Origin of the sequence: Mycobacterium sp. DL99 (assembly GCF_004762045.1) — a bacterium.
In the GTDB taxonomy this organism is placed as follows: Bacteria; Actinomycetota; Actinomycetes; order Mycobacteriales; family Mycobacteriaceae; genus Mycobacterium.
The window spans coordinates 1,014,180-1,034,024 of sequence record NZ_SJOM01000007.1 but is presented as its reverse complement, the minus strand read 5'-3'; the positions used below and the strand labels follow the sequence as shown (position 1 = coordinate 1,034,024).

Below are 19,845 nucleotides of genomic sequence, written 5' to 3'. Positions count from 1 at the left end.
TCGTGGAGCTCAACAACGAATTCCGGGTCGCGGTACCTGCGGCGAAAACCTGGGAGGTGCTCACCGACGTCGAGCGCGTGGCGCCCTGCCTGCCCGGCGCCACCCTGCTGAGCGTCGACGGCGACGATTTCACCGGCGCGGTCAAGGTGAAGGTCGGCCCGATCACGGTGTCCTACAAGGGCGATGCGACGTTCCAGGAAAAGGACGTGGCCGCGCAGCGGGTGGTCCTCAAGGCCAACGGCAAGGAGACCCGCGGCAACGGCACCGCGTCGGCCGTCGTGACCGCCCAACTCAAAGACGAGGGCGCCGATTCCACGCTCGTGGTCGTCACCACCGATCTGGCCATCTCGGGCAAGGCCGCCCAGTTCGGCCGCGGCGTGCTGGCGGACGTGGCGGGCAGCCTGATCGACCAGTTCGCCCGCAGCCTGGAGGCCGAACTCCTCGGCGGGACGGCCTCGGCGGCCGAAACCGGTTCCACCGCAGGGTCACCCGAGCAGGCACCACAGGAAGCTGCGCCGATCAACGCACTCGCCTTGGCCAAGGTGATGGCGGTGCCGATGGCCAAGCGGTTCGCGCCGGCCATCGGCGCGGTCGCGGCCGCAGGTGTGCTCGGCTTCCTGTTCGGCCGAGCGGGTCGCAACAAGCGTAAGAGCAGCGGGCTGACCACCGAGGATCTGCACGCCGCGCTGCTGCGGTTGGTGTCATGAAGCCCGCACCCTTCGCTTATCACCGGCCCGCCACAGTCACCGAGGCGGTGTCCATGCTCGGCGAGTACGGCGAGGACGCCAAGATCCTGGCGGGCGGGCAGAGCCTGGTGCCGATGCTGGCCATGCGCCTGACGCACTTCGAGAACCTGATCGACATCTCGCGACTGCCAGAGTTGAACGACATCGCACTGCAGGGCAACGAGGTTCGGATCGGCGCGGCCACTCCCCACGTCATGGTCGGTCTGGACGACGAGGTCGCCGATTCGGTGCCGCTGCTGACCCTGGCCACGCCGCACATCGGTCACTTCCAGATCCGCAGCCGCGGCACCCTGGGCGGCGCTATCGCGCACGCGGATCCGGCAGCCGAGTACGCGGCCGTCGCCCTGGCGCTCGATGCGACGATCGAGGCCACCTCGGCGCGTGGCACCCGGCAGATCCCGGCCGCTGAGTTCTTCACCGGCCTGTGGGAGACCGCGCTGGACTCAGACGAGATCCTGACCGCAGTACGCTTCCCGGTCGCATCGAGCCGCAGTGGCTTCGGGATCGCCGAATTCGCCCGACGCCACGGCGATTTCGCGATCGCCGGCGCTGTGGTCGGATTCGAGCTGGATGAGGACGACCGGATCACGCGCTGCGGTATCGGCCTGCTCGGACTCGGCTCTACCCCGCTGCGAGCCACCCCGGCCGAGTCGGCGGTCATCGGTACCCCGATCGGCGGCCTCACCGCCGACGAGATCGGCCGGCTCGCGATGTCCGAGCTCACCGACATTCCTTCCGATCTGCAGGGCACGGCGTCGTACCGGACCCGGGTCGGGGCCGCCATGGTTTCCAGAGCCTGGACCCAGGCAACCACGCACGCCAAGGAGGCCCTCAATGCATGAACTGCCGGTTGCGGTTTCGGTCAACGGGCGCGACTACCAGGGTGTGGTCGAGCCGCGCGTCACGCTGGCCGATTTCCTCCGGGACAACTGCGGTCTCACCGGTACCCACCTCGGCTGCGAGCACGGCGCCTGCGGCGCCTGCACGGTCCTGCTGGACGGGCAGGCGGTCCGGTCATGTCTGGTGTTCGCGGTTCAGGTGGACGGCCAGGAAGTGACCACGGTCGAGGGCATCGCCGGCCCGGACGGGCAGCTGTCCCCGGTACAGGCCGCGCTCAAGGAGTGCCATGGCCTGCAATGTGGCTTCTGCACACCGGGATTCGTCACGTCGATCACCGCGATGCTGCGCGATAACCCGAATCCCAGCGACGAGGAGATCCGCGAGGGGCTTTCGGGCAACTTCTGCCGCTGCACCGGCTACCAGGGCATCGTCAACGCGGTGCACCGGGTCTGCGAACACGCCGACAACGACGCCGAGCTCAAGCCTCTAGCTCAGCAATGACTTTCGCGATGCGCCGGGCCCGGGTCTCGGCAGCCGCCGTTTCAGTCGCACGCTCCTGAGTATCTGGACGGCCATGTTGGTGGAGGTCAGCATCGGAAAGACGCCGAGGAACGTGCGTTCCGACGGGGTATGCCCGTGGAGTTGCTCGAGGCTGCCGAAGACGTAGAAGCATCCGATACAGAACAGGGTGGCCGGAACGGCGAACGCCAGGACGCTGCCACGGACGGAGAGCACCTCACGCGCCAAGGTCAGCTCGTCGTCCGAGAGCGCCTCCCGTTTACGGACCTTGCGCAAAGTCGCCGGCAGGACGCCGATGTCGAGCTTCGACGTGACGTGAGGCTTGCTCATCGACCGCCTCGTGAACACGAACGCGATGATCGCGAACACCCAGATCAATGAGAAGAAGACGATCGACAACAGGCCGAAGAGAGTGGAGGTCGTCATGTCACACCTCTGCTTCCTGCCGCAGCGGACCCGGCTGTGGCGAGCGCTGCCGTAGTGGTCGCTGTCGGATGAAGGTCGGCCACCAGAACCACGGTCCGAGCATTCGTAGCAGGCACGGCACGATGAACGACCGGACGATCAGGGTGTCGAGCAGCAGGCCGATGCAGACCGTCGATCCCACCTGACCGATGGTGCGCAGATCGCTGATCAGCATCGCCAGCATCGTGAACGCGAACACCAGACCCGCGGAGGTCACCACTCCACCCGTGCTGCCGAGCGCCCGGATCAGCCCGGTGTTCAATCCGGCGCCGGTCTCCTCCTTGACCCGGGAGATCAACAGCAGGTTGTAGTCCGAGCCGACCGCGACCAGGATGATGAAGGTCAGCGGCAGCACCAGCCAGTGCAGGTGCAGGCCGATCAGGTGCTGCCACACCAGGATTGACAGCCCGAACGCTCCGGCATACGAGAACGCCACCGTGCCGGGAATGACGAAGGCCGCCACCAGACTTCGGGTCAGATAGAGCATGATCAAGAAGATCAGCACGATCGCGGCGATCGCCACGATGAGCAGATCGGACGCGGCGTAGGCCTTGATGTCCTTGTTGTTCGACCCCGCGCCGCCGATGTAGATCTTGGCGCCGGCCAGTGAGGTTTCCTTGAGTGCCGCCTTGATCGCGTCCGGGAACTGTTCGACGTGGTCGATTCCCTCCGGGCCCATGGCGTTGCCCTCATGGGTGACGATGAACCTGGCGGCCTTGCCGTCCGGCGACATCATCAGCTGCATACCCGTCTTGACGTCCTCGTTGTCGAACGCCTCTCTGGGGATGTAGAAGAAGTCGTCACTTCGGGATTGGTCGAAGTCGTTGCCCACGTTGATCAGATCGGAGAACGTCTGATCGGTCTGCGTGGACTGCAGGTGCGCAGGTCCGTAGTTGTTGGTGATCACGCCGAGCAGGGACCGGGTGTCGCCCAGCATGCGTTCCAACTGCGAGATCATCTGCGGCAGCAGCTGGTCGATGGCCTCGAACGACGTGACGGCGTTGGTGATCTGCGCATCGAGGCTGTCGATGCCGTCCAGCGAGTCGAACAGCGATCGCATTGCCCAGCACGCCGGGATGTCGAAACAATGCGGCTCCCAGTAGAAGTAGCTCTTCAGCGGCCTCAGGAAGTCGTCGAGGTTGGAGATGCCGGCGTTCATGTCATCGGTGACCTGTTTGAGGTTCTCCAACGTGAGCACCGTCGAGTGGAGTTCGTCGGACATCTTCTGGGTCAGCCCGATCACCTGCTGCAGCACCTCGACCGAACGCGCCTGGATCTCGGCCTGCTTGTCGGTGTTCTCGTTCTGTTGCTCGTTGAACGGCAGTTGCTGACCGCTTCCGCTGCCCTGCGTGGTGAACAGGTACGGGATCGTCGCGTGCTCCAACGGCCGGCCCAAGGGACGGGTGATGCTCTGCACCATGGCCACACCGGGCAGGCGGATGAGGCTCTTCGCGACCCGGTCCAGGGAGATGAAGTCCGCCGAGTTACGCATGTCGTGATCGCTCTCGATCATCAGCATCTCACTGAACAGCTTGCTCTGCGAGAAGTGCCGGTCCGACGCCTCGAAACCGAGATTGGCTGAGCCATCGGCAGGTTGGTACAAGCGGTCGTCGTAGCTGACCCGGTACGTGGGAACGAACACCGCTCCGATCATCACGACCGCACAACTGGCGACGAAGACGGGTTTGGGCCACCGCACCACACTCGTCGCGATCCGTCGGTACAGGTGTCCCTTGGCCGCCCGTTTCGGGTCGAACAGGCCGAACATGCTGCCGAGCGTGAGTATCGCCGGTGCGAGCGTCAGTGCGGCGGCGATGGTGAACAGCATGCTGATGGCGACGGCCGGCCCCATGGTGTGGAAGTAGTCGAGACGCGCCAGGCTCAGGCAGTAACAGGCGCCGGCGATGGTCAGCCCGGAGCCGATGATGATCGGGGCGACGCTGCGATAGGCGGTGTAGAACGCGCCTTCCCGGCTTTCGCCGGCCTGCCTCGCCTCCTGATAGCGGCCCAGCAGAAAGATGCCGTAATCGGTTCCGGCGCCCAGGGTCAGCGCCACGACGATGTTCACCGCGAACGACGACAACGGGATGATGCCGAAGTGCCCGAGGGTGGCGATGACGCCCTTGGCGACGAGCATCTCGATCAGGACGCTGACGAGCGGTACCAGCAGGGTGGAGACCGAGCGGTAGACCACCAGGAGCATGATCACGATCAGGATGATCGTCAGGATGGTGATGTCGTTGAGGCTGGAGTTGGCGATCGTCAGTGTGTCGGCGGCCAGTGGTGCGGCCCCGCTGACGTAGACCTTCAGTCCCGGTGGCGGAGTGTCGTTGGCGATGAGGTCGCGGACGGCGTTCACCGACTCGTTCGCCTGGAGCTGGCCGATGTTGCCGGCGAGTCGCAGCAGGACGAACGTCGCCTTACCGTCGACGCTTTGGGCGCCGGCCGCGGTGATCGGCTTGCCCCACAGGTCCATGACGTACTGCACGTGCTCCGGATCCTGCTTGAGCCGGCTCATCAGGTCGTCGTAGTACCGGTGATCGCCGTCGTCGAGCGGCCGGTCGGCTTCCAGCACCAGCATCGTCAGGCTGGTGGAGGTGGACTCCTGAAACTTCTCGCCGATGCGCAGCATCGCGACCTGTGACGGTGCGTAACTCGGGATCATCGAGCCTGCGAGTTGTTCTGCAACGCGTTCCACCTGCGGGATGAACGTGTTGGTGCTGACGGCGAGGAGGGCCCAGAAGACGATGATCGGCACCGCCAGCACGCGTACGGCACGGGCGACGGCCTGCCCCTTCGCCCGGTGTGCGCTCATGCGGACTTCACCCGGCAGGTGACGTCCGCATCCGCATGGGTCGACGATTGTTCATCGCGCACAACGTCGTTGACGAGCATCCGGCAGCCCACGTTGCCGCCGTCGACCTGCGCCGAGATGCTGCCCGACACGACGGTGAGTGTCGTCGTCTCCGTGTGCGTCCACGGCAGCTCGGTGATGTCGACCTTGTGCGGGTGGCCGTTGATGTCGATGTAGCTCAACATCCCACCGTTGCCGACGGTCCCGAACAGCTCGTAGGTGAGCCGCTTGGGGGTGAACTGCTCGGGCGCCTGAGCGGTCAGCACCGACGGGACAGGCCCCGGCTCCGACATCTGATGCACCTTCCACACGGCCACCGATCCGATGCCGACCGCGATGACGGTGACCAAGGGGAGCCAGCCCTTGTTCAGGAAGGTTCCGTCCAGTGGGCGTCGGGCCGCTCGGTCGCCTCGCTCATCCGCCGGCTGGTCAACGATCATGACGGCTAGATATATCGCATATAGGAACTATCTATCAACCCCTTTGACCACCAATCCGCAGCGTACGGCGAGTCTGTGACTTCGCTGTGCGCCGCGAATTACCAATAATGGTCGACCGTTAGCGCGTGAACCCACGCCACATCAGCCCAAGCCCACGCCCCTCAGTTTCCGGCGCATTACTTCCTGAAAGTGATATAAATACCTCGTGAGCGATACGCCGAACAGCAGAGTGGAAGCGATCTCGGCCATGCTCGTCTCGAGCGCTGATCTGATGTGGCGACATCTCGCTGACCGCAAAGGCCTGAGTGCGAGCGCAACACTCGTTCTGGTCCGCCTCAACCGCGAGGGGCCTATGAGGGTCACCGCACTGGCCGAGGCGGAAGGTGCGAGCCAGTCGGGCATGACGCAGCTTGTTCAGCGACTGGAACAGCAGGGACTGGTGGAACGGTGCGACGATCCCGACGACGGACGGGCATGCCTGGTCAAGGTCGGAGAAGGCGGCCGGCAGTTGTGGGATGAGCGGGCCGGCATCCGCAAGCAGCGCATCGCCACGCTCCTGGCCGGACTGTCGGATGACGACCAGGTGACCTTGTGGCTCGCCGCACAGGTCGCGGCGCGACTGGTCGACCAGATGCGCGAGATCGCCGATACGCCGGCAGACGCCGAATCCGAGGGCGTTGCCTGATCGGACGGTCGCCGAGATCTTCGTCTTCCGCCAGAGTTCGAACCAACCCGGTAAGAGTGGAGTCATGAAGATCGGATTCATCGGCCTGGGCAACATGGGTGCGGCCATGGCCGCCAACCTGCTCAAAGCCGGTCACGAGGTCACCGCGTACAACCGCTCCCCCGCCAAGGTGACCGCACTGGCCGCCCAGGGGGCACAACCGGCCGCCTCGGTAGCCGACGCCTGTCAGGGCGACGTCGTCGTCACCATGCTGGCCAACGACGACGCGGTGCAGGCGGTGACATTCGGCGACGACGGCATCCTCGCCTCGCTGTCCGAAGGCGCCGTCCATGTCTCGTCGTCGACTGTCAGCACCGCCCTGGCCGAACGCCTCACCGAAGCCCATGCCGCGGCGGGCCAGGGTTTCGTCGCCGCCCCGGTGTTCGGCAGGCCCGAGGCCGCCGCGGCGGCCAAGTTGTTCGTCGTTGCGGCAGGCGCCCCGGCCACAGTCGAGAAGGTGTCGCCGATTTTCGATGCCATCGGGCAGCGCACATTCGTCCTCGGCGAAGACCCTCAAGCCGCGAACCTCGTCAAGATCAGCGGCAATTTCCTGATCGCCTCGGTGATCGAATCCCTCGGTGAGGCAATGGCACTCGTGGGCAAGGCCGGAGTGGACAGACAGCAGTACGTGGAGCTGCTGACCTCGACGCTGTTCGACGCTCCGGTGTACCGCACCTACGGGGGTTTGCTGGCCCGTGAGGAATTCACCCCGGCCGGATTCGCCGCCACGCTCGGCCTCAAGGACGTGAAGCTGGCACTGAGTGCGGGTGAGGACCTACAGGTACCACTTCCCGTCGCCAGCCTACTGCGGGACCGGTTCCTGACCCTGCTGGCGACCGGCGGCGGAGATCTCGACTGGTCCGCGGTTGGCGCACTCAGCGCGTGGGAGGCCGGCTCAGCGCACCCGGCCTAGATATGACAATGCCGGGGATTGCGGCCAGTACCGACCGCAATCCCCGGCACAATGTCCGTCCTGAGTTACTCGGCGACGACGCCACGCAGGCCGTCGACGCCGTACAGCGGCTCCAGCATTCCCGAGATGTCGGGACCACGGCGCAGGCTGTGCCCACCGTCGACGCCGATGGACTGACCGGTGATCCAGCCCGCGGCGTCACTGAGCAGGAACACCGCCAGGTTGGCGATGTCCTCGACCTCACCGAACCGCGGCATCGGCGTGCAGGCCTTGTAGTCGTCGCGGGCTTCCGGGAGCTCGAAGACCGGGCCGACCATCTCGGTCCGGGTCAAGCCGGGCCGGATGCTGTTGAACCGCACCGAGGACGGCCCGAGCTCGTCGGCTGCCAGCTTGAGCAGATGATCGAACGCCGCCTTGCTCACGCCGTACGCACCGAACCACCGGTGGGTGTTGGTCGAGGCGATCGACGAGATGCCGACGAACGACCCGCCGCCGGCGCGGACCATCTCCCGGCCGGCGTGCTTGATCAGGTACATCGTTCCGTTGACGTTCAAATCGACCGTCTGGCGCCATAGTTCGGAGTCGATCTGGGTGATCGGACCGATGGTCAGCGACCCACCGGCGCTGTGCACCACACCGTGCAGCTGGCCGTTCCAGGCGGTGGCCGCGTCGACCGCGCGGCGGACCTCGTCCTCGTCGGTGACGTCGGCAGGTTCGTAGCGCACCGATCCGGGCCCCTGGGCACCGAGCTCTTCAGCGGCCGCGCTCAGCTTGTCGGCATTGCGCCCGATCAGCAGGGCATTACCGCCGGCGGCGACGATGGCAGCCGCGGCGCCCTTGCCGATGCCGCTACCACCACCGGTGACAAGATAAGTTCGATCCTCTAACGAAATGTGCATGGTCATGGTGTATCACGCCGAGCGGGCTTGGGAGCCCCCAACGTCCGCCAGTCGGGAACATCGGGCGGCATGCCCACCGGCCAGCGGTTCTCGTTGGCCGACGCCCAGTGCGCGTGCCCGAGTTCGTGAATGTGGAAGGCATGGCGCAGCGCTTCGGTGAAGCCCATCGCGTCGCTGGCCGCGTTGACGGAATCCTTGATCAGCAAGGCTGCCATCGTCGGCCGTTCGGCGATGCGCCGCGCGAATTCCAGTGTCTTGTCTTCGAGTTCGTCGCGCGCGAAGACCTTGGACACCATGCCCAATCGGTAGGCCTCATCGGCATCGATCGAATCACCGGTCAGCAGTAGCTCTTTGGCCTTGCGGGCCCCGAACTCCCATGGGTGGGCGTAGTACTCGACGCCCGGCATCCCCATCCGCACCCCGACGACGTCGCTGAACTTGGCGTCATCGGCGGCCACGATCAGGTCGCAGGCCCAGATCAGCATCAGGGCCGCCGAGATCGCGTTGCCCTGCACCTGGGCGATGGTGATCTTGCGCAGATCACGCCACCGCCGGGTGTTCTCGAAGTAGAAGTGCCACTCCTGCAGATAGGTTCGCTCGGTGACGCCGGCCGCGGTGGCACCGTGGGAGCGGAACGTCGGGTGTTGGGTCGGTCCCGGTTGACGCTCGGCCAACGCTTCTTCGGAACCGAGGTCATGGCCCGCCGAGAAGTTCTTGCCACGCGCACCCAGGATCACCACGCGGACCGCGTCATCGGCCTCGGCCCGGCCGAACGCCTCGTCGAGTTGCACCAGCAGTGTCCGGGACTGGGCGTTCTGCGCATCCGGACGGTTCAGCCAGATCCGGGCGATGCGTCCGTCATCGAGTGTCTCGTACTCGACCTGGCGGGCTGTGTCGTCGGCACTGACCATTTCGGACCACCTCTTAGGCAGAGTAAGTACGTTACGGACTGCACATTACGTGTATCGCGCAACCGGGCTCACACCGGGATCACAGCTACTATGCAGCCGCTTCACAGCGGGACGTCCGGCACCGTCGAACCCGGGCTAATTGCACAGCTATTTTCCCTTGTAAAGGGTAGAATGCCGATAGGCGACGACATCATCTACAACCGTCGCCGGACCACTTCGGCCGGGTCATCAGCAAATTCCCTAAGGCCCTCAAGAGAAAGCATGACAATGGCTATCTCCCCATCCAGCATCCGTCGCTTCGCCGTCGCGGCAGGCATCGCAGCAGCCATGGCCGCGGCCCCCACCCTGACGGTGCTGTCGACACCCTCTCAGTCACTGGCCTCGTGCCCCAACGGGGAAACCGAGGACACCTTCACCAACATGTGCGTCCCCGACATCGTGCCGAACTCTCCGAACGCCTTCAGCCCGACCGCAGGCAACCCGAACCTGCCGTCGGTGAACGTGCCCGATGGTGGCGGCTCCATCCCCTGCACCGGTGCCAACTCCGGCCAATGCATCGGCCTGGCCGAAGAGCAGCAGGCCGAGGGGCCTGAACCTGTTCCGCAGTCGACGGTGGGCAGCAGCCCGACCGTGCACGGCTCCATCGGCTGACCCAGCCGTACTGCAGAGATCCCACAGTAAACCCTCAGTAGTCCTAGACTGCTGAGGTGAAATCTCTTGTCGCGCCCGTCGTGCTGACTGCCGCCGGCGCCGGTTACGCACTGTCCCTGTGGCTGGGCGCGCCGATCGCACATGCGACGTGCACGTCCGGTGAGGAAGAGGACGTCTACACGACCACGTGCACCCCTTTTCTGGTGCCGAATTCACCGTCGCCGTTCAGCGCGATCCCCGGCAATCCGGATTTGCCGGCGGTGGACCTCCCCGGCGGAGGCGGAGCCATCCCCTGCACCGGAGGAAATGCCGGTGAGTGCATCGGCCTGGCCGAGGAGGACGAGGCCGAGGGGCCGCGGGCAATTCCCCGGTCGACCATCAGCGCCAGCCCGTAGAACTCCCAGCCAACTGGTAGATCTGATGCAGATCTCTCACAGCCTCCATACAATCCCACCGAACGAACAATCGAATACCTAGAGAAAGAATGATGATGGCGACCTTCCCGATCTCGATGCGACGACTGATCTTTGCCGGCGGATTTGCGGTCGCCGCAGCCACCGCCCCGGCGATCGCAGCCTTCGCCGTACCCATGTCGACCGGCCCGGCGGTGGCCTGCCCGACGGGCGAGGAGGAGGACCTCTACACCGGCAACTGTGTCCCGCACACCGTGCCGAACTCCCCCGGCTCGTTCAGCAGCAACGCGGCCAACCCCGATCTGCCCTCGGTGAACCTGCCCAGCGGCGGCGGCTCCATCCCCTGCACCGGCGCCAACTCCGGCGAGTGCATCGGCCTGGCCGAGGAAGCGCAGTCCGAGGGCCCGCAGCCGGTCCCGGAGTCCACCGTCGACAGCAGCCCGACCGTGCACGGCTCCATCGGCTGACAGCGTGAGGCGACCGGGGATCTCCCGGTCGCCTACAGTTGTGTCATGCCTGCCAAAACTGATACCGCCGAGATCGACGACGTCGAGCCACTCGCCGACAGCACCGCCAGCCAGGCCCGCCGCGTCGTGGCGACCTATGCGACCGACGCCGACGAGTGCCGGATGTTCCTGTCCATGCTCGGCATTGGGCCCTCGAAAACCGAGGCGTAAGTGAGTCCGGAGGGCGGCCCAAAGGCCGCCTCCGGTAACTCCGACTTCGTCGTGGTGGCCAATCGGCTGCCCATCGACATGGAGCGGTTGCCGGATGGCAGCACGACATGGAAGCGCAGCCCCGGCGGACTGGTGACCGCACTGGAACCGCTGCTGCGTAAACGGCGTGGCGCGTGGATCGGCTGGGCCGGCATCCCCGACAGCGGCGAAGAACCCTTCGTTGAAGAGGGCGTGCAGCTCTACCCCGTGGAACTGTCCGCGCAGGACGTCGCGGACTACTACGAGGGATTTTCGAACGCCACCCTGTGGCCGCTGTACCACGACCTCATCGTCAAACCCGTGTACCACCGCAAGTGGTGGGACAGCTACGTCGACGTGAACCGGCGTTTCGCCGAAGCCACGGCCCGGGCCGCCGCACCCGGCGCCACGGTCTGGATCCAGGACTATCAGCTGCAGCTCGTCCCCAAGATGCTGCGCATGCTGCGTCCCGACGTCACCATCGGCTTCTTCCTGCACATCCCGTTCCCGCCGGTCGAACTGTTCATGCAGATGCCGTGGCGCACCGAGATCGTCGAAGGCCTGCTCGGCGCCGATCTGGTCGGATTCCACCTGGCCGGAGGTGCACAGAACTTCCTCGTCCTGGCCCGGCGCCTCGTCGGGGCCAACACCTCACGCGCCTCGATCGGCGTGCGTTCACGCTTCGGTGAGGTCTCCTACGGCTTCCGCACCATCACGGTCGGGGCCTTCCCCATCTCGATCGACTCGGCCGACCTGGACGCCAAGGCCCGCAACCGATCGATCCGGCAACGCGCCCGGCAGATCCGCTCCGAGCTCGGCAACCCGCGCAAGATCCTGCTCGGCGTCGACCGGCTCGACTACACCAAGGGCATCGACGTGCGGCTGCGCGCGTTCTCCGAACTGCTCGAAGAGCAGCGGGTCAAACGCGACGACACCGTCCTGGTTCAGTTGGCCACCCCCAGCCGAGAACGCGTCGAGAGCTACAAGGTGATGCGCGAGGACATCGAGCGTCAGGTCGGGCACATCAACGGCGAGTACGGCGAGGTCGGGCACCCCGTGGTGCACTACATACATCGGCCGGTGCCCCGCGACGAGCTCATCGCGTTCTTCGTCGCCGCAGACGTCATGCTGGTCACCCCGCTGCGGGACGGAATGAACCTGGTGGCCAAGGAGTACGTGGCGTGCCGCAGCGACCTCGGGGGTGCACTGGTGCTCTCCGAGTTCACCGGTGCGGCAGCCGAGCTGCGCCAGGCCTACCTGACCAATCCGCACCATCTCGAGGGTGTCAAGGATGCGATCGAGGCGGCGCTGGAACAGAGCCCCGAGGAGGGCAAGCGCCGGATGCGCGCGCTGCGCCGGCAGGTGCTGGCCCACGACGTCGACCGGTGGGCACGCGCCTTCCTCGACGCGTTGGCCACGGCCAAGACGGCCGAACACACCCTCACGAACAACTCGTAACGCGACACTGACGGCGGCAGTGAGGCATTGCGCCGCCACGGCACCGCTTTTCTTGTCCGCGTGAGGGATTCGTGTAATCGAGCCTCCGAATCCCTGGGTAGGCTGTCGGCGTGGCATCCTACGTGACCCCGAAGCGAATCCGTCTGGCGCGCAAAATGACTGTGATACCACGGATCGGCGACACGCTGGGCATGATGTTCGACCCGACGCATTACCTGGTCGACAAGTACAGGCAGCACGGCCCGGTGTCGCAGCTGAACACGCTGTATCAGACCTACACGGTGCTGGCCGGCGTCGAAGCATCGGCGTTCATGAGCAGTCGCGAGGGCCGGGAGTGCCTCAGCGTCGGTGATTCGTGGCGTTTCGTCGAAGAGCAGTTCGACGCAAGCCAATCGCTGGTCACCGTGGACGGCAAAGAGCACAAGGAACTGCGCGGGATGCTCCAGCGTGGCTACTCGCGCGACGCGATCATGGGCCGTTATCCCGAAGCGGTGGATCTGGTGGACAAGGCGATCGCCAAGGACTGGGCACCAGGGTCACGCGTGCGGGTCCTACCCTCGATGCAGGCCCTGTCGATCTCGCAGGTGGGGGTGTTCGCGGCGGGAGTGCAACCCAACGACGCGTACGTGGCCGACGTCGGGTTCGTCGCCAGCCAGGTACTCAAAATCGCCCCGGTGCAACAGATCCCGAAGACACTGTTGCGCCGGCGCAACTTCCTGACGGCGCGTAACCGGGTGGTCGAGATCGCCAAACACGCGATCGACCACACCCGCAATTCGACCGGACTCCAGGGCTGCGGAGCCAAATCGACTCTCATCGAAGACATCGTGTCGTCGCACGCCGACAATCCTGATCCGGTCAAGCGGAACAACATGGTTTTCAACGCGGTGCTGCCGTACTTCGCCGGTGTGGAGACGACGTCCGCCACCGCGACCTACGCGTTGTACCTCATTCTCAAACATCCAGATGTCCTGGAGCGCATCCGCTCTGAGGTCGACGAGCTGTTCGCCGGTGAGATCACCCATGAGCGGCTGTTCGCCACCACGCCCACCCTGAACGGCGCGATCATGGAGGCGATGCGGCTGCATCCGGTCGCCGCGACGATGGTGCGGGTGGCGGCCAAGGACTTCGAGTTCAACGGACACCGAATCCGCGAGGGCGACAAGGTTTTCGTCGCGACCTCGGTGCCTCATTTCCTCGACGACTGCTTCACCGATCCGACCACGTTCAACGTGGACCGGTACCACGGCCGCAACGCCGAACATCGTGTCGCCGGCGCGTATTCACCGTTCGGGCGCGGGCCCCACATGTGCATCGGGAAGGGTCTGGCCGAAGCCCTCATGCAGATCTCGTTGGCCCGCCTGCTGTATCGGCTGGACCTGCGGCTGACGCCGGGCTACCAGCTCAAGAAGCGGTTGGCGTCGACCACTCCCTCGCAGAGGTTCTCCGTCGAGGTCGTCGGCACCCGCCGCTAGTCCCGGGGGTCGAGGCGAAAGATCCTCAGTTCACGTTGCGCGCGATCCTGGCACTGCCCGTAGTAGGGCGAGATACGCAAGACCCGCTGCCAGATTTCGTCACGCTCGGCGTCCTCGATATGCACTGCGGTGCAGCCGCGCTCGCGGCCGTTGACATTGATTGCGCAATCGCTGTTGCGTAGCAACCAACCGGTCCACAGCGGGTGCTTCGGCTGACCCCAGTTCGTGCCGATCACGTAGATACCGCCGTCGATCGAGACGTACTGCAGAGGCACCACGGCCCGGTCTCCATTGCTCCGCGTGACGAGCAGGGTGAGCGACGGTATGCGCGATACCGACGTGGTGGTCCAACGGCCACCGGTGAGTCGGTAGAGCAACCGATCGGACGCGACCGTCATCCGGCGAACCGGCCAGGCACGCTCGCTGTGGCCCATTGCCCGGACGCGGTCGCGCACGATGCCGATCACGCCCGCGCGGGCACCAACGGCTTCCGTCCATTCGTCGTGAGTTGAAATGCGCGTTCTCCTCTTCCGTTGTCAAACCTGGTCGGGGCCATAGATGTTATCCCCCAACCAAACCCATCAAAGTCGTGCTCGGCAGCGCCCTCCGCGGCCGCAGCTCAACACTTACCTCACCCATTTTCGGTCAGGTTGGTACGTTGGTGTTCCATCGACGGCGGCATCCCAGGTAGGGTCAACCTATGGAACGTCTGACCGGTCATGATGCGAGCTTCCTCTACCTCGAAACACCCACGCATTACCACCAAAGCGTTGGCCTCATCGTCCTCGATCCTTCGCCCATGCCCGGCGGCTACAGCTTCGACACGATCCGGAATTGGCTGGCCGAGCGGATGGCCGGCATCCCGATCTATGCCGAAAAGGCTTATGACCCATGGTATAACCTCGGCCATCCGGTCTGGGCAGCCGATGAATCGTTCGACCTCGACCGCCACGTGCACCACCGGAGCCTGCCGACCCCCGGGTCCAGAGAACAGCTGGCAGAGGTCATCGGTGAGATCTGCGGAAAGCCGTTGGACCCTGCGCTTCCGCTGTGGGAGATGACGATCGTCGACGGGCTGGCCGACGGCAACGTAGCAGTGATCCTCAAGCGCCACAACGCGAGTCTCGATGGTGTGAGCGGCAATTCGCAGCTCGGACAGCTGTGCGGCAATGAAGCCACCGAGTACTCGATAGTCCGCAATGCCGGGCCCGCGCAGCCGGCCGCGATCGCTCGGTCCGGCCTCAAGGAGTTCGCCGCCAAGCCTGTGAAGCTTGCACGGCTCCTTGGCAAATCACTCATGGACGCGGCGATGAAGAAGACGCCGCAATTGCCCGAAGGCGTCCCCAAATCCCTTTCGGCGCCGCGAACCTCGTTCAACACCACCCTGACCGAGAACCGTAATGTCGCCTGGGCCACCTTCCCGATGGCCGAGATGAAGCAGGTCAAGCGCGAACTCGGCGTCACCCTCAACGACGTTATCCTTGCGCTCACCTCCGCTGCCTTGCGCAACTACCTACTGAGCCGAAACGAACTGCCCGACACACCACTTCAGGCCTTTGTCCCCGTCTCCGTGCACGACATGCCCGGTCAGCACGGACGCAACCAGACCACCGGTCTACTGACCAGCCTGGAGACCGGGATGACCGACCCGGTCGATCGCGCGCTGGCGATCGCGGCGAGCACCAACGCAGCCAAGGAACACGCAGCAGCTTTGGGCCCCAGCCTGTTCCACGATTGGTTCGAGTTGGCCGGCCGGTACTGGGGCACCTTTCTGCGGTGGTACTCCCGGCTCCGCCTGGCCGATCGTCATGCCGTGATGCAGAACATCGTGGTGTCCAACATGGGCGGCCGGCACCGTGATTTGAACTTCGCCGGTGCGCGGGTGATCGACTTCTACCCATTCGGCTCCCTGTTCGACGGCGGCGCAATCTTCGTCGGTGTCGCCAGCATCGAAGATCAGCTAAACATCGGCCTGATCGCGTGCCCGGAGATCGTTCCGGACCTCGACGGCATCGCAGACGGGTACCTCGCCGCCTTTGCCGAGCTGCGCGACGCGCTCGACAACCGCGCCAACCTGGCGGCGGATACCGAAGGAAGCGAAGGCAGCTATGTTGCGAACTAGGTTGGCGTAGACGGTAGTAACCGTGAACCCGCCGAATCCGCGTTGCAGGCGGTCCACCACCTCCGCCATTGCACCGGCCGGCGGGAAGATCGGCGGGAAGAATCGCCCGCGGCCGAGGATCACGCCACAGCGGCGGAGTATGAGGTCCTCGATCGACTGATCGATCATCTCGGACAACACGGTGTTCTCGCGGAACGGGAAGTACCGCCGGTCGATGTCGATGCGCACGTGCGCGCCGGTCCCCTCGACCGAACGGATCAGCGGCGACTCGGCAGTCAGTGCCTGCAGGCCACGCAGCAGGGTCTCCCGTTCTGATCGCCGCTGCTCATGCGACGCCGGGTTGTCAACCGCCCGCATGGCATTCACGGCGATGTGAGCGCCCAGGTTGTTGTGGTAGCGGCCGCGCAGCCGCTGCACCGCCGCCATGTTCGTCGCCTCGGCATCGGCGACCACCCCGGCACGGGCGAGCGTGGCCGCTACGGGAATGGTCATGTCCGACAGCGGTTTCGCGAGCGTCACGATGTCAACGACGTCGCCCAGCACACCTTGGTGGTACAGGAAGGTGTCGGCGCTTCGCCACACACCGGTGAGCACCTCGTCGACTCCGACGATGAAGCCCCGCGTGGCCTTGGCCTCCGCGACGAGGCGCAGCAGTTCGGGGGGGATGATCTCGCAGGTGGTGCCCTGAATCAGCTCGCCCCAGAACAATCCGACCTGCGGATCATCCAGCGCGCTGCGCAAGTCGCGGGCGGCGGTGGGCGAGAACGGATCGACGAACACCACGTCGGAGTAGTACGGCTCGAAGGCCCCCGGGAGGCTGGCCGAACGTTGTGGTCCGTATCGGCTGACGTTCAACGTCGCAATGGTCTTACCCGAGAAATTGCCCGAGAAGGTCACGATTCTGGGCCGGTCGGGCCGGGCAAGGCGCGCCAGCACGAGGGCGTTCTCGACGCTCGTGGCGCCGCTTACCGCGGGGAATACATCGTCGAATCCGCTTCGATCACAGAGGAACTCGGCGAGCTGACCGACATAGTCGGTATCGGGGTCGTGGCCTGCCAGCGCGTCGTCGAGATCGGGCAGATTGTGCCCGCGCAGGTTCGCGCCCGTGCCACAGGCGCAGTCCAGCAGTGACCGGCCGTCCCGCAGGCTGATCTGCATGCCATCGGCGCGGTCGAAATCGAAGTCGAGGCCGAACGCCTCCATCATGTCGCCTGCGCTCGGATTCACGTAACGCCGGAAGTACTCGTTGCGGGTCTTGCGGTCGGTCTCGATCCTGGCGAGCACCAGTTCCTGATTGGCGGTGACGTATCCCTTGTCGCGCAACGTGTTGATCACCAACGTCAACGCGGTGGCGCCTGCGGCGAAGGTGGAAGTCTGGGCCATGGCGTCGACGGGGTTATTCCAGACTCGATAAGCGTCGGGCGTCATGACGTAGCAGCCGAACGGCACCTGGTGGTCGGTCATGTTCTCGCCGTAGACGTACACGTCGGCGTCGGCGCGACCTGGCCGCCACTCCCCCGCGGCCGGCAACGGGCGAGTGTCGCAGACGATCCGCATGATTCGGCGGTCCGCAGCGGCCGCCAGCAGTTCGTCGAGGTTCTCGCCACCGTCGGCGAGGACCAGCACCGCAGACCACGGACGATCGTCCAGGGCGGCCAGTGCGTCGGCGGTGGTGGGCACAAAGCTCAGGTGCCGCGCCAGCGCGCGTTCCCCGCCCTCGGCGAGCGGGTCGAAGTAGTGGCTCAGGCGTCCGTCGTTGTCCACCACCAGGATCCAGCTGTCCGCCGAGCGGAAGTCGTCGACCTTGCTGGTCTGGCGCACCAAGCGGATCGCCCCGGACACCGCCTCCTCCAGCGAGTTCCCGAAGTACGTGACGCGGTCAGCCTGCGGCCCGTGCAGTGCGTCCAGCAGATAGCCGACCTGCGCGCACTCGATCGTGATTGCCAACCCCGCGAACAGGATATTGGGCCGCTTGCGCCGGTTCAGATCGCGGATCGTGGCGATCGTGGATTCGCGGGCCGGCGTATAGCGCTGGTAGTCCACTACTGGAGACTCCTCGGTTGTCATTGGTTGGGTTGCCCGGAACTCACCAGGTGGGCGCAGCGCACCCCGTCGACCCCCAGGTTGAGGTTCAACGCCAGGTCCACGCCGTACGCGAAGTTGTCGGTGAGCGAGAAGTTGTCGTCGGACACGGTGAACCGCCGCTGATGGACGATCCGGGCGACCGTCAGCGGGATGATCACCTCGGCGATCCGCTTCCCCATGCACAGGTGATGCCCACGGCCGAAGGGCGAGTACGCGCCGGGCTGCAGGTGTTCCTTGCGGCCATCCAGATAGCGGCCCGGATCGAAGAGGTGAGGGTCGGGAAAGAACGACGGCATGAAGTGCGGCACGCTGGTGGCGATCATGACGCGCTCGCCCGCCCGGATCGGATGACCCTTGTAGACGAAATCTGTTCGGGCATGGCGCATCAGGACGGGGACCGACGGGTACAACCGCATGGTCTCCTTGAGCACCGCATTGAGTACCGGCGTGGCCTCGAACAGCGCTTCCTCGTTGAGTTCGGGGAGTGCGAAAAGCCGGTCCGCCTCCGCCGTCACCGTCTCGTAGAGGTCCGGCCGCTGCGTGAGGAGATACAGGATCGTCGAGATGGTGTTCGATGCGGTGTCCAACCCGGCCATGAACGGAACGAAAAGGTTCAGCGGCAGCTCGTAATCGGTCATCTTTTCCGGATGGGTTCGGTTGGCCTCGACCAGGTCATCGAGCAGTCGACGGCCGAAGTCATCGATCTGGCCATCGTCGGAACGGGCCCGGAACACCGTGAGCAGTTCCTGGGCGATGGCGTGCATCCGCGCCTTCGCCGAGCGGTATCGCGGAAGCTTGAGCATGAAGGTCGGCCACCGCCCGAGCAGACACACATTGGTCGACCAATGCACCAACGTGCGCAACTGGTCCACGTCGTCGAAGAACACCCGGTCCGCGACCGCGATGCTGATCTGCCGAATCACGATCCGCTGCACGGACTTCACCGCGGGCACGACGCTGCCGGGCTGCCAGCCGTCGGCCAGCCAGTCGTCGATGATCTCGATCAACCGGTCATAGCGACCGTCCAGCGCATGCCGCGAATAGCCGTGCCGCATGAGGTCGCGAAACCAGGTGTGCAGATCGCCGTCGTCGCTCACCACCGACTTGTCGGCGCCGTATTCGGCGATCATCCTCGACCAGGACGGTTTGGACTCCAGACACTCCCGGCCCTCGGCCGATCCGACGAACATCGCCGCATCCGGTCCGGCGAGCACCACGTACCGGTTGTTGAGTGCCCGAACCCGGAACACCGGGCCGTATTCGCTATAACAGCGGGTCAGGAACTGGGGTAGCTGGTAGTACATCGGCACGGTGTTCCCCAGCACGGGTAGACCCTTGACCGTCGGTGTGGCGTGCGATTTCTCCATAAGCCTTCCTTGCACAGAACGGCATTACCCGGGCCCAATAGTTGACAGAATTGGCATTCACATCGAGGCGCCGTGTCGTACATCGGTGACCGGTCCCGGCCCGTCCGGAGGCGCACCTTTCCGCAACGCGGCACGCCGGTACGTCGCGCTGGGCCAGCCGCGACTCCGCGAATCAGTACCCGGCACTTCGGCGATCAACCTGCGGTTACCGGCTCAATAATTACGACAACCGCCAATATATACCATCCGGTACGGACACGTACCCATA

Annotated in this window: 19 protein-coding genes and 1 pseudogene; 12 read left to right on the top strand and 8 right to left on the bottom strand. The window is 65.1% G+C overall.

The features are described from left to right. Nucleotides 1-2 precede the first annotated feature (2 nt). The 3 genes from EYZ64_RS05080 to EYZ64_RS05070 are packed head-to-tail and all read left to right on the top strand — an operon-like array spanning nucleotide 3 to nucleotide 2,087. Entirely contained in the window at nucleotides 3-707 is a 705-nt protein-coding gene (locus EYZ64_RS05080; RefSeq protein ID WP_135452380.1) for an SRPBCC family protein, read from the top strand. Next, a complete protein-coding gene (locus EYZ64_RS05075; RefSeq protein ID WP_135452378.1) occupies nucleotides 704-1,588 on the top strand; it encodes an FAD binding domain-containing protein in 885 nt (294 codons plus the stop codon). Before EYZ64_RS05080 ends, EYZ64_RS05075 begins: the two co-directional genes overlap by 4 nt. Continuing rightward, nucleotides 1,581-2,087, top strand: coding sequence for a (2Fe-2S)-binding protein (locus EYZ64_RS05070; protein ID WP_135452376.1), 507 nt, complete (start codon nucleotides 1,581-1,583; stop codon nucleotides 2,085-2,087). Before EYZ64_RS05075 ends, EYZ64_RS05070 begins: the two co-directional genes overlap by 8 nt. Here EYZ64_RS05070 and EYZ64_RS05065 read toward each other — a convergent pair. The 3 genes from EYZ64_RS05065 to EYZ64_RS05055 are packed head-to-tail and all read right to left on the bottom strand — an operon-like array spanning nucleotide 2,073 to nucleotide 5,864. Then, nucleotides 2,073-2,531, bottom strand: a complete 459-nt coding sequence (locus tag EYZ64_RS05065) for a hypothetical protein (RefSeq protein ID WP_135452374.1) — start codon at nucleotides 2,529-2,531, stop codon at nucleotides 2,073-2,075. The two genes, EYZ64_RS05070 and EYZ64_RS05065, sit on opposite strands and share 15 nt — an antisense overlap. Nucleotide 2,532: 1 nt before the next feature. Then, on the bottom strand, nucleotides 2,533-5,403 hold the full coding sequence (locus EYZ64_RS05060; RefSeq protein WP_135452371.1) for an MMPL/RND family transporter: 2,871 nt from the start codon (nucleotides 5,401-5,403) through the stop codon (nucleotides 2,533-2,535). Beyond that, nucleotides 5,382-5,864 (bottom strand): MmpS family transport accessory protein, encoded by a 483-nt coding sequence (locus tag EYZ64_RS05055; protein ID WP_135452369.1) that lies wholly within the window; start codon nucleotides 5,862-5,864, stop codon nucleotides 5,382-5,384. Before EYZ64_RS05055 ends, EYZ64_RS05060 begins: the two co-directional genes overlap by 22 nt. A 205-nt stretch (nucleotides 5,865-6,069) precedes the next feature. Here EYZ64_RS05055 and EYZ64_RS05050 point away from each other — a divergent pair, with 205 nt between their 5' ends. Then, the gene (locus EYZ64_RS05050; protein WP_135452367.1) at nucleotides 6,070-6,549 is read left to right on the top strand and encodes a MarR family winged helix-turn-helix transcriptional regulator; all 480 of its coding nucleotides are present in this window, start codon (nucleotides 6,070-6,072) and stop codon (nucleotides 6,547-6,549) included. A gap of 64 nt (nucleotides 6,550-6,613) precedes the next feature. Beyond that, nucleotides 6,614-7,501 (top strand): NAD(P)-dependent oxidoreductase, encoded by an 888-nt coding sequence (locus EYZ64_RS05045; protein ID WP_135452364.1) that lies wholly within the window; start codon nucleotides 6,614-6,616, stop codon nucleotides 7,499-7,501. A gap of 65 nt (nucleotides 7,502-7,566) precedes the next feature. On the opposite strand, the gene EYZ64_RS05040 is transcribed toward EYZ64_RS05045, so the two are convergent. Then, nucleotides 7,567-8,400 (bottom strand): SDR family oxidoreductase, encoded by an 834-nt coding sequence (locus EYZ64_RS05040; RefSeq protein WP_135452362.1) that lies wholly within the window; start codon nucleotides 8,398-8,400, stop codon nucleotides 7,567-7,569. Between the two features lie 2 nt (nucleotides 8,401-8,402). Continuing rightward, nucleotides 8,403-9,311 carry an enoyl-CoA hydratase gene (locus tag EYZ64_RS05035; protein ID WP_135452359.1) on the bottom strand — a complete coding sequence of 303 codons (909 nt, stop codon included), beginning with the start codon at nucleotides 9,309-9,311 and terminating at the stop codon, nucleotides 8,403-8,405. Between the two features lie 267 nt (nucleotides 9,312-9,578). Here EYZ64_RS05035 and EYZ64_RS05030 point away from each other — a divergent pair, with 267 nt between their 5' ends. The 6 genes from EYZ64_RS05030 to EYZ64_RS05005 all read left to right on the top strand — a co-directional run bounded on the left by EYZ64_RS05030 (nucleotide 9,579) and on the right by EYZ64_RS05005 (nucleotide 14,003). Further along, nucleotides 9,579-9,962, top strand: a complete 384-nt coding sequence (locus EYZ64_RS05030) for an intersectin-EH binding protein Ibp1 (protein WP_135452357.1) — start codon at nucleotides 9,579-9,581, stop codon at nucleotides 9,960-9,962. Between the two features lie 56 nt (nucleotides 9,963-10,018). After that, the gene (locus EYZ64_RS05025; RefSeq protein ID WP_450071180.1) at nucleotides 10,019-10,357 is read left to right on the top strand and encodes a hypothetical protein; all 339 of its coding nucleotides are present in this window, start codon (nucleotides 10,019-10,021) and stop codon (nucleotides 10,355-10,357) included. A 95-nt stretch (nucleotides 10,358-10,452) separates the two neighbouring features. Then, the gene (locus tag EYZ64_RS05020) at nucleotides 10,453-10,842 is read left to right on the top strand and encodes an intersectin-EH binding protein Ibp1 (protein ID WP_135452355.1); all 390 of its coding nucleotides are present in this window, start codon (nucleotides 10,453-10,455) and stop codon (nucleotides 10,840-10,842) included. 45 nt (nucleotides 10,843-10,887) lie between these two features. Continuing rightward, a complete protein-coding gene (locus EYZ64_RS05015; protein ID WP_090426445.1) occupies nucleotides 10,888-11,052 on the top strand; it encodes a hypothetical protein in 165 nt (54 codons plus the stop codon). Beyond that, a complete protein-coding gene (locus tag EYZ64_RS05010) occupies nucleotides 11,053-12,528 on the top strand; it encodes an alpha,alpha-trehalose-phosphate synthase (UDP-forming) (RefSeq protein ID WP_135452353.1) in 1,476 nt (491 codons plus the stop codon). Between the two features lie 155 nt (nucleotides 12,529-12,683). Next, on the top strand, nucleotides 12,684-14,003 hold the full coding sequence (locus EYZ64_RS05005) for a cytochrome P450 (protein ID WP_286175254.1): 1,320 nt from the start codon (nucleotides 12,684-12,686) through the stop codon (nucleotides 14,001-14,003). Here the strand turns inward: EYZ64_RS05005 and EYZ64_RS05000 are convergent. Then, nucleotides 14,000-14,470, bottom strand: a complete 471-nt coding sequence (locus EYZ64_RS05000; RefSeq protein WP_286174626.1) for a nitroreductase family deazaflavin-dependent oxidoreductase — start codon at nucleotides 14,468-14,470, stop codon at nucleotides 14,000-14,002. The genes EYZ64_RS05005 and EYZ64_RS05000 overlap by 4 nt on opposite strands. Before the next feature lie 233 nt (nucleotides 14,471-14,703). On the opposite strand from EYZ64_RS05000, the gene EYZ64_RS04995 reads away from it, so the two are divergent. Then, entirely contained in the window at nucleotides 14,704-16,125 is a 1,422-nt protein-coding gene (locus EYZ64_RS04995; protein ID WP_135452351.1) for a wax ester/triacylglycerol synthase family O-acyltransferase, read from the top strand. Here the strand turns inward: EYZ64_RS04995 and EYZ64_RS32600 are convergent. Together EYZ64_RS32600 and EYZ64_RS04985 are read right to left on the bottom strand one after the other, a co-directional pair. After that, nucleotides 16,030-18,192, bottom strand: a pseudogene (locus EYZ64_RS32600) (aminotransferase class III-fold pyridoxal phosphate-dependent enzyme); the annotation flags it as partial. The gene EYZ64_RS04995 and the pseudogene EYZ64_RS32600 sit on opposite strands and share 96 nt — an antisense overlap. Further along, nucleotides 18,189-19,577 (bottom strand): cytochrome P450, encoded by a 1,389-nt coding sequence (locus EYZ64_RS04985; protein WP_135452349.1) that lies wholly within the window; start codon nucleotides 19,575-19,577, stop codon nucleotides 18,189-18,191. The gene EYZ64_RS04985 and the pseudogene EYZ64_RS32600, both read right to left, overlap by 4 nt. Nucleotides 19,578-19,845 lie beyond the last annotated feature (268 nt).

What these genes read in the sequence shown, in the direction of transcription:
- EYZ64_RS05075 (WP_135452378.1), top strand. Translation starts at nt 704, where the DNA reads ATGAAGCCCGCACCCTTCGCTTATCACCGGCCCGCCACAGTCACCGAG.
- EYZ64_RS05070 (WP_135452376.1), top strand. Translation starts at nt 1,581, where the DNA reads ATGCATGAACTGCCGGTTGCGGTTTCGGTCAACGGGCGCGACTACCAG.
- EYZ64_RS05065 (WP_135452374.1), bottom strand. Translation starts at nt 2,531, where the DNA reads ATGACGACCTCCACTCTCTTCGGCCTGTTGTCGATCGTCTTCTTCTCA.
- EYZ64_RS05055 (WP_135452369.1), bottom strand. Translation starts at nt 5,864, where the DNA reads ATGATCGTTGACCAGCCGGCGGATGAGCGAGGCGACCGAGCGGCCCGA.
- EYZ64_RS05045 (WP_135452364.1), top strand. Translation starts at nt 6,614, where the DNA reads ATGAAGATCGGATTCATCGGCCTGGGCAACATGGGTGCGGCCATGGCC.
- EYZ64_RS05040 (WP_135452362.1), bottom strand. Translation starts at nt 8,400, where the DNA reads ATGCACATTTCGTTAGAGGATCGAACTTATCTTGTCACCGGTGGTGGT.
- EYZ64_RS05035 (WP_135452359.1), bottom strand. Translation starts at nt 9,311, where the DNA reads ATGGTCAGTGCCGACGACACAGCCCGCCAGGTCGAGTACGAGACACTC.
- EYZ64_RS05030 (WP_135452357.1), top strand. Translation starts at nt 9,579, where the DNA reads ATGGCTATCTCCCCATCCAGCATCCGTCGCTTCGCCGTCGCGGCAGGC.
- EYZ64_RS05020 (WP_135452355.1), top strand. Translation starts at nt 10,453, where the DNA reads ATGGCGACCTTCCCGATCTCGATGCGACGACTGATCTTTGCCGGCGGA.
- EYZ64_RS05015 (WP_090426445.1), top strand. Translation starts at nt 10,888, where the DNA reads ATGCCTGCCAAAACTGATACCGCCGAGATCGACGACGTCGAGCCACTC.
- EYZ64_RS05005 (WP_286175254.1), top strand. Translation starts at nt 12,684, where the DNA reads ATGACTGTGATACCACGGATCGGCGACACGCTGGGCATGATGTTCGAC.
- EYZ64_RS04995 (WP_135452351.1), top strand. Translation starts at nt 14,704, where the DNA reads ATGGAACGTCTGACCGGTCATGATGCGAGCTTCCTCTACCTCGAAACA.
- EYZ64_RS04985 (WP_135452349.1), bottom strand. Translation starts at nt 19,577, where the DNA reads ATGGAGAAATCGCACGCCACACCGACGGTCAAGGGTCTACCCGTGCTG.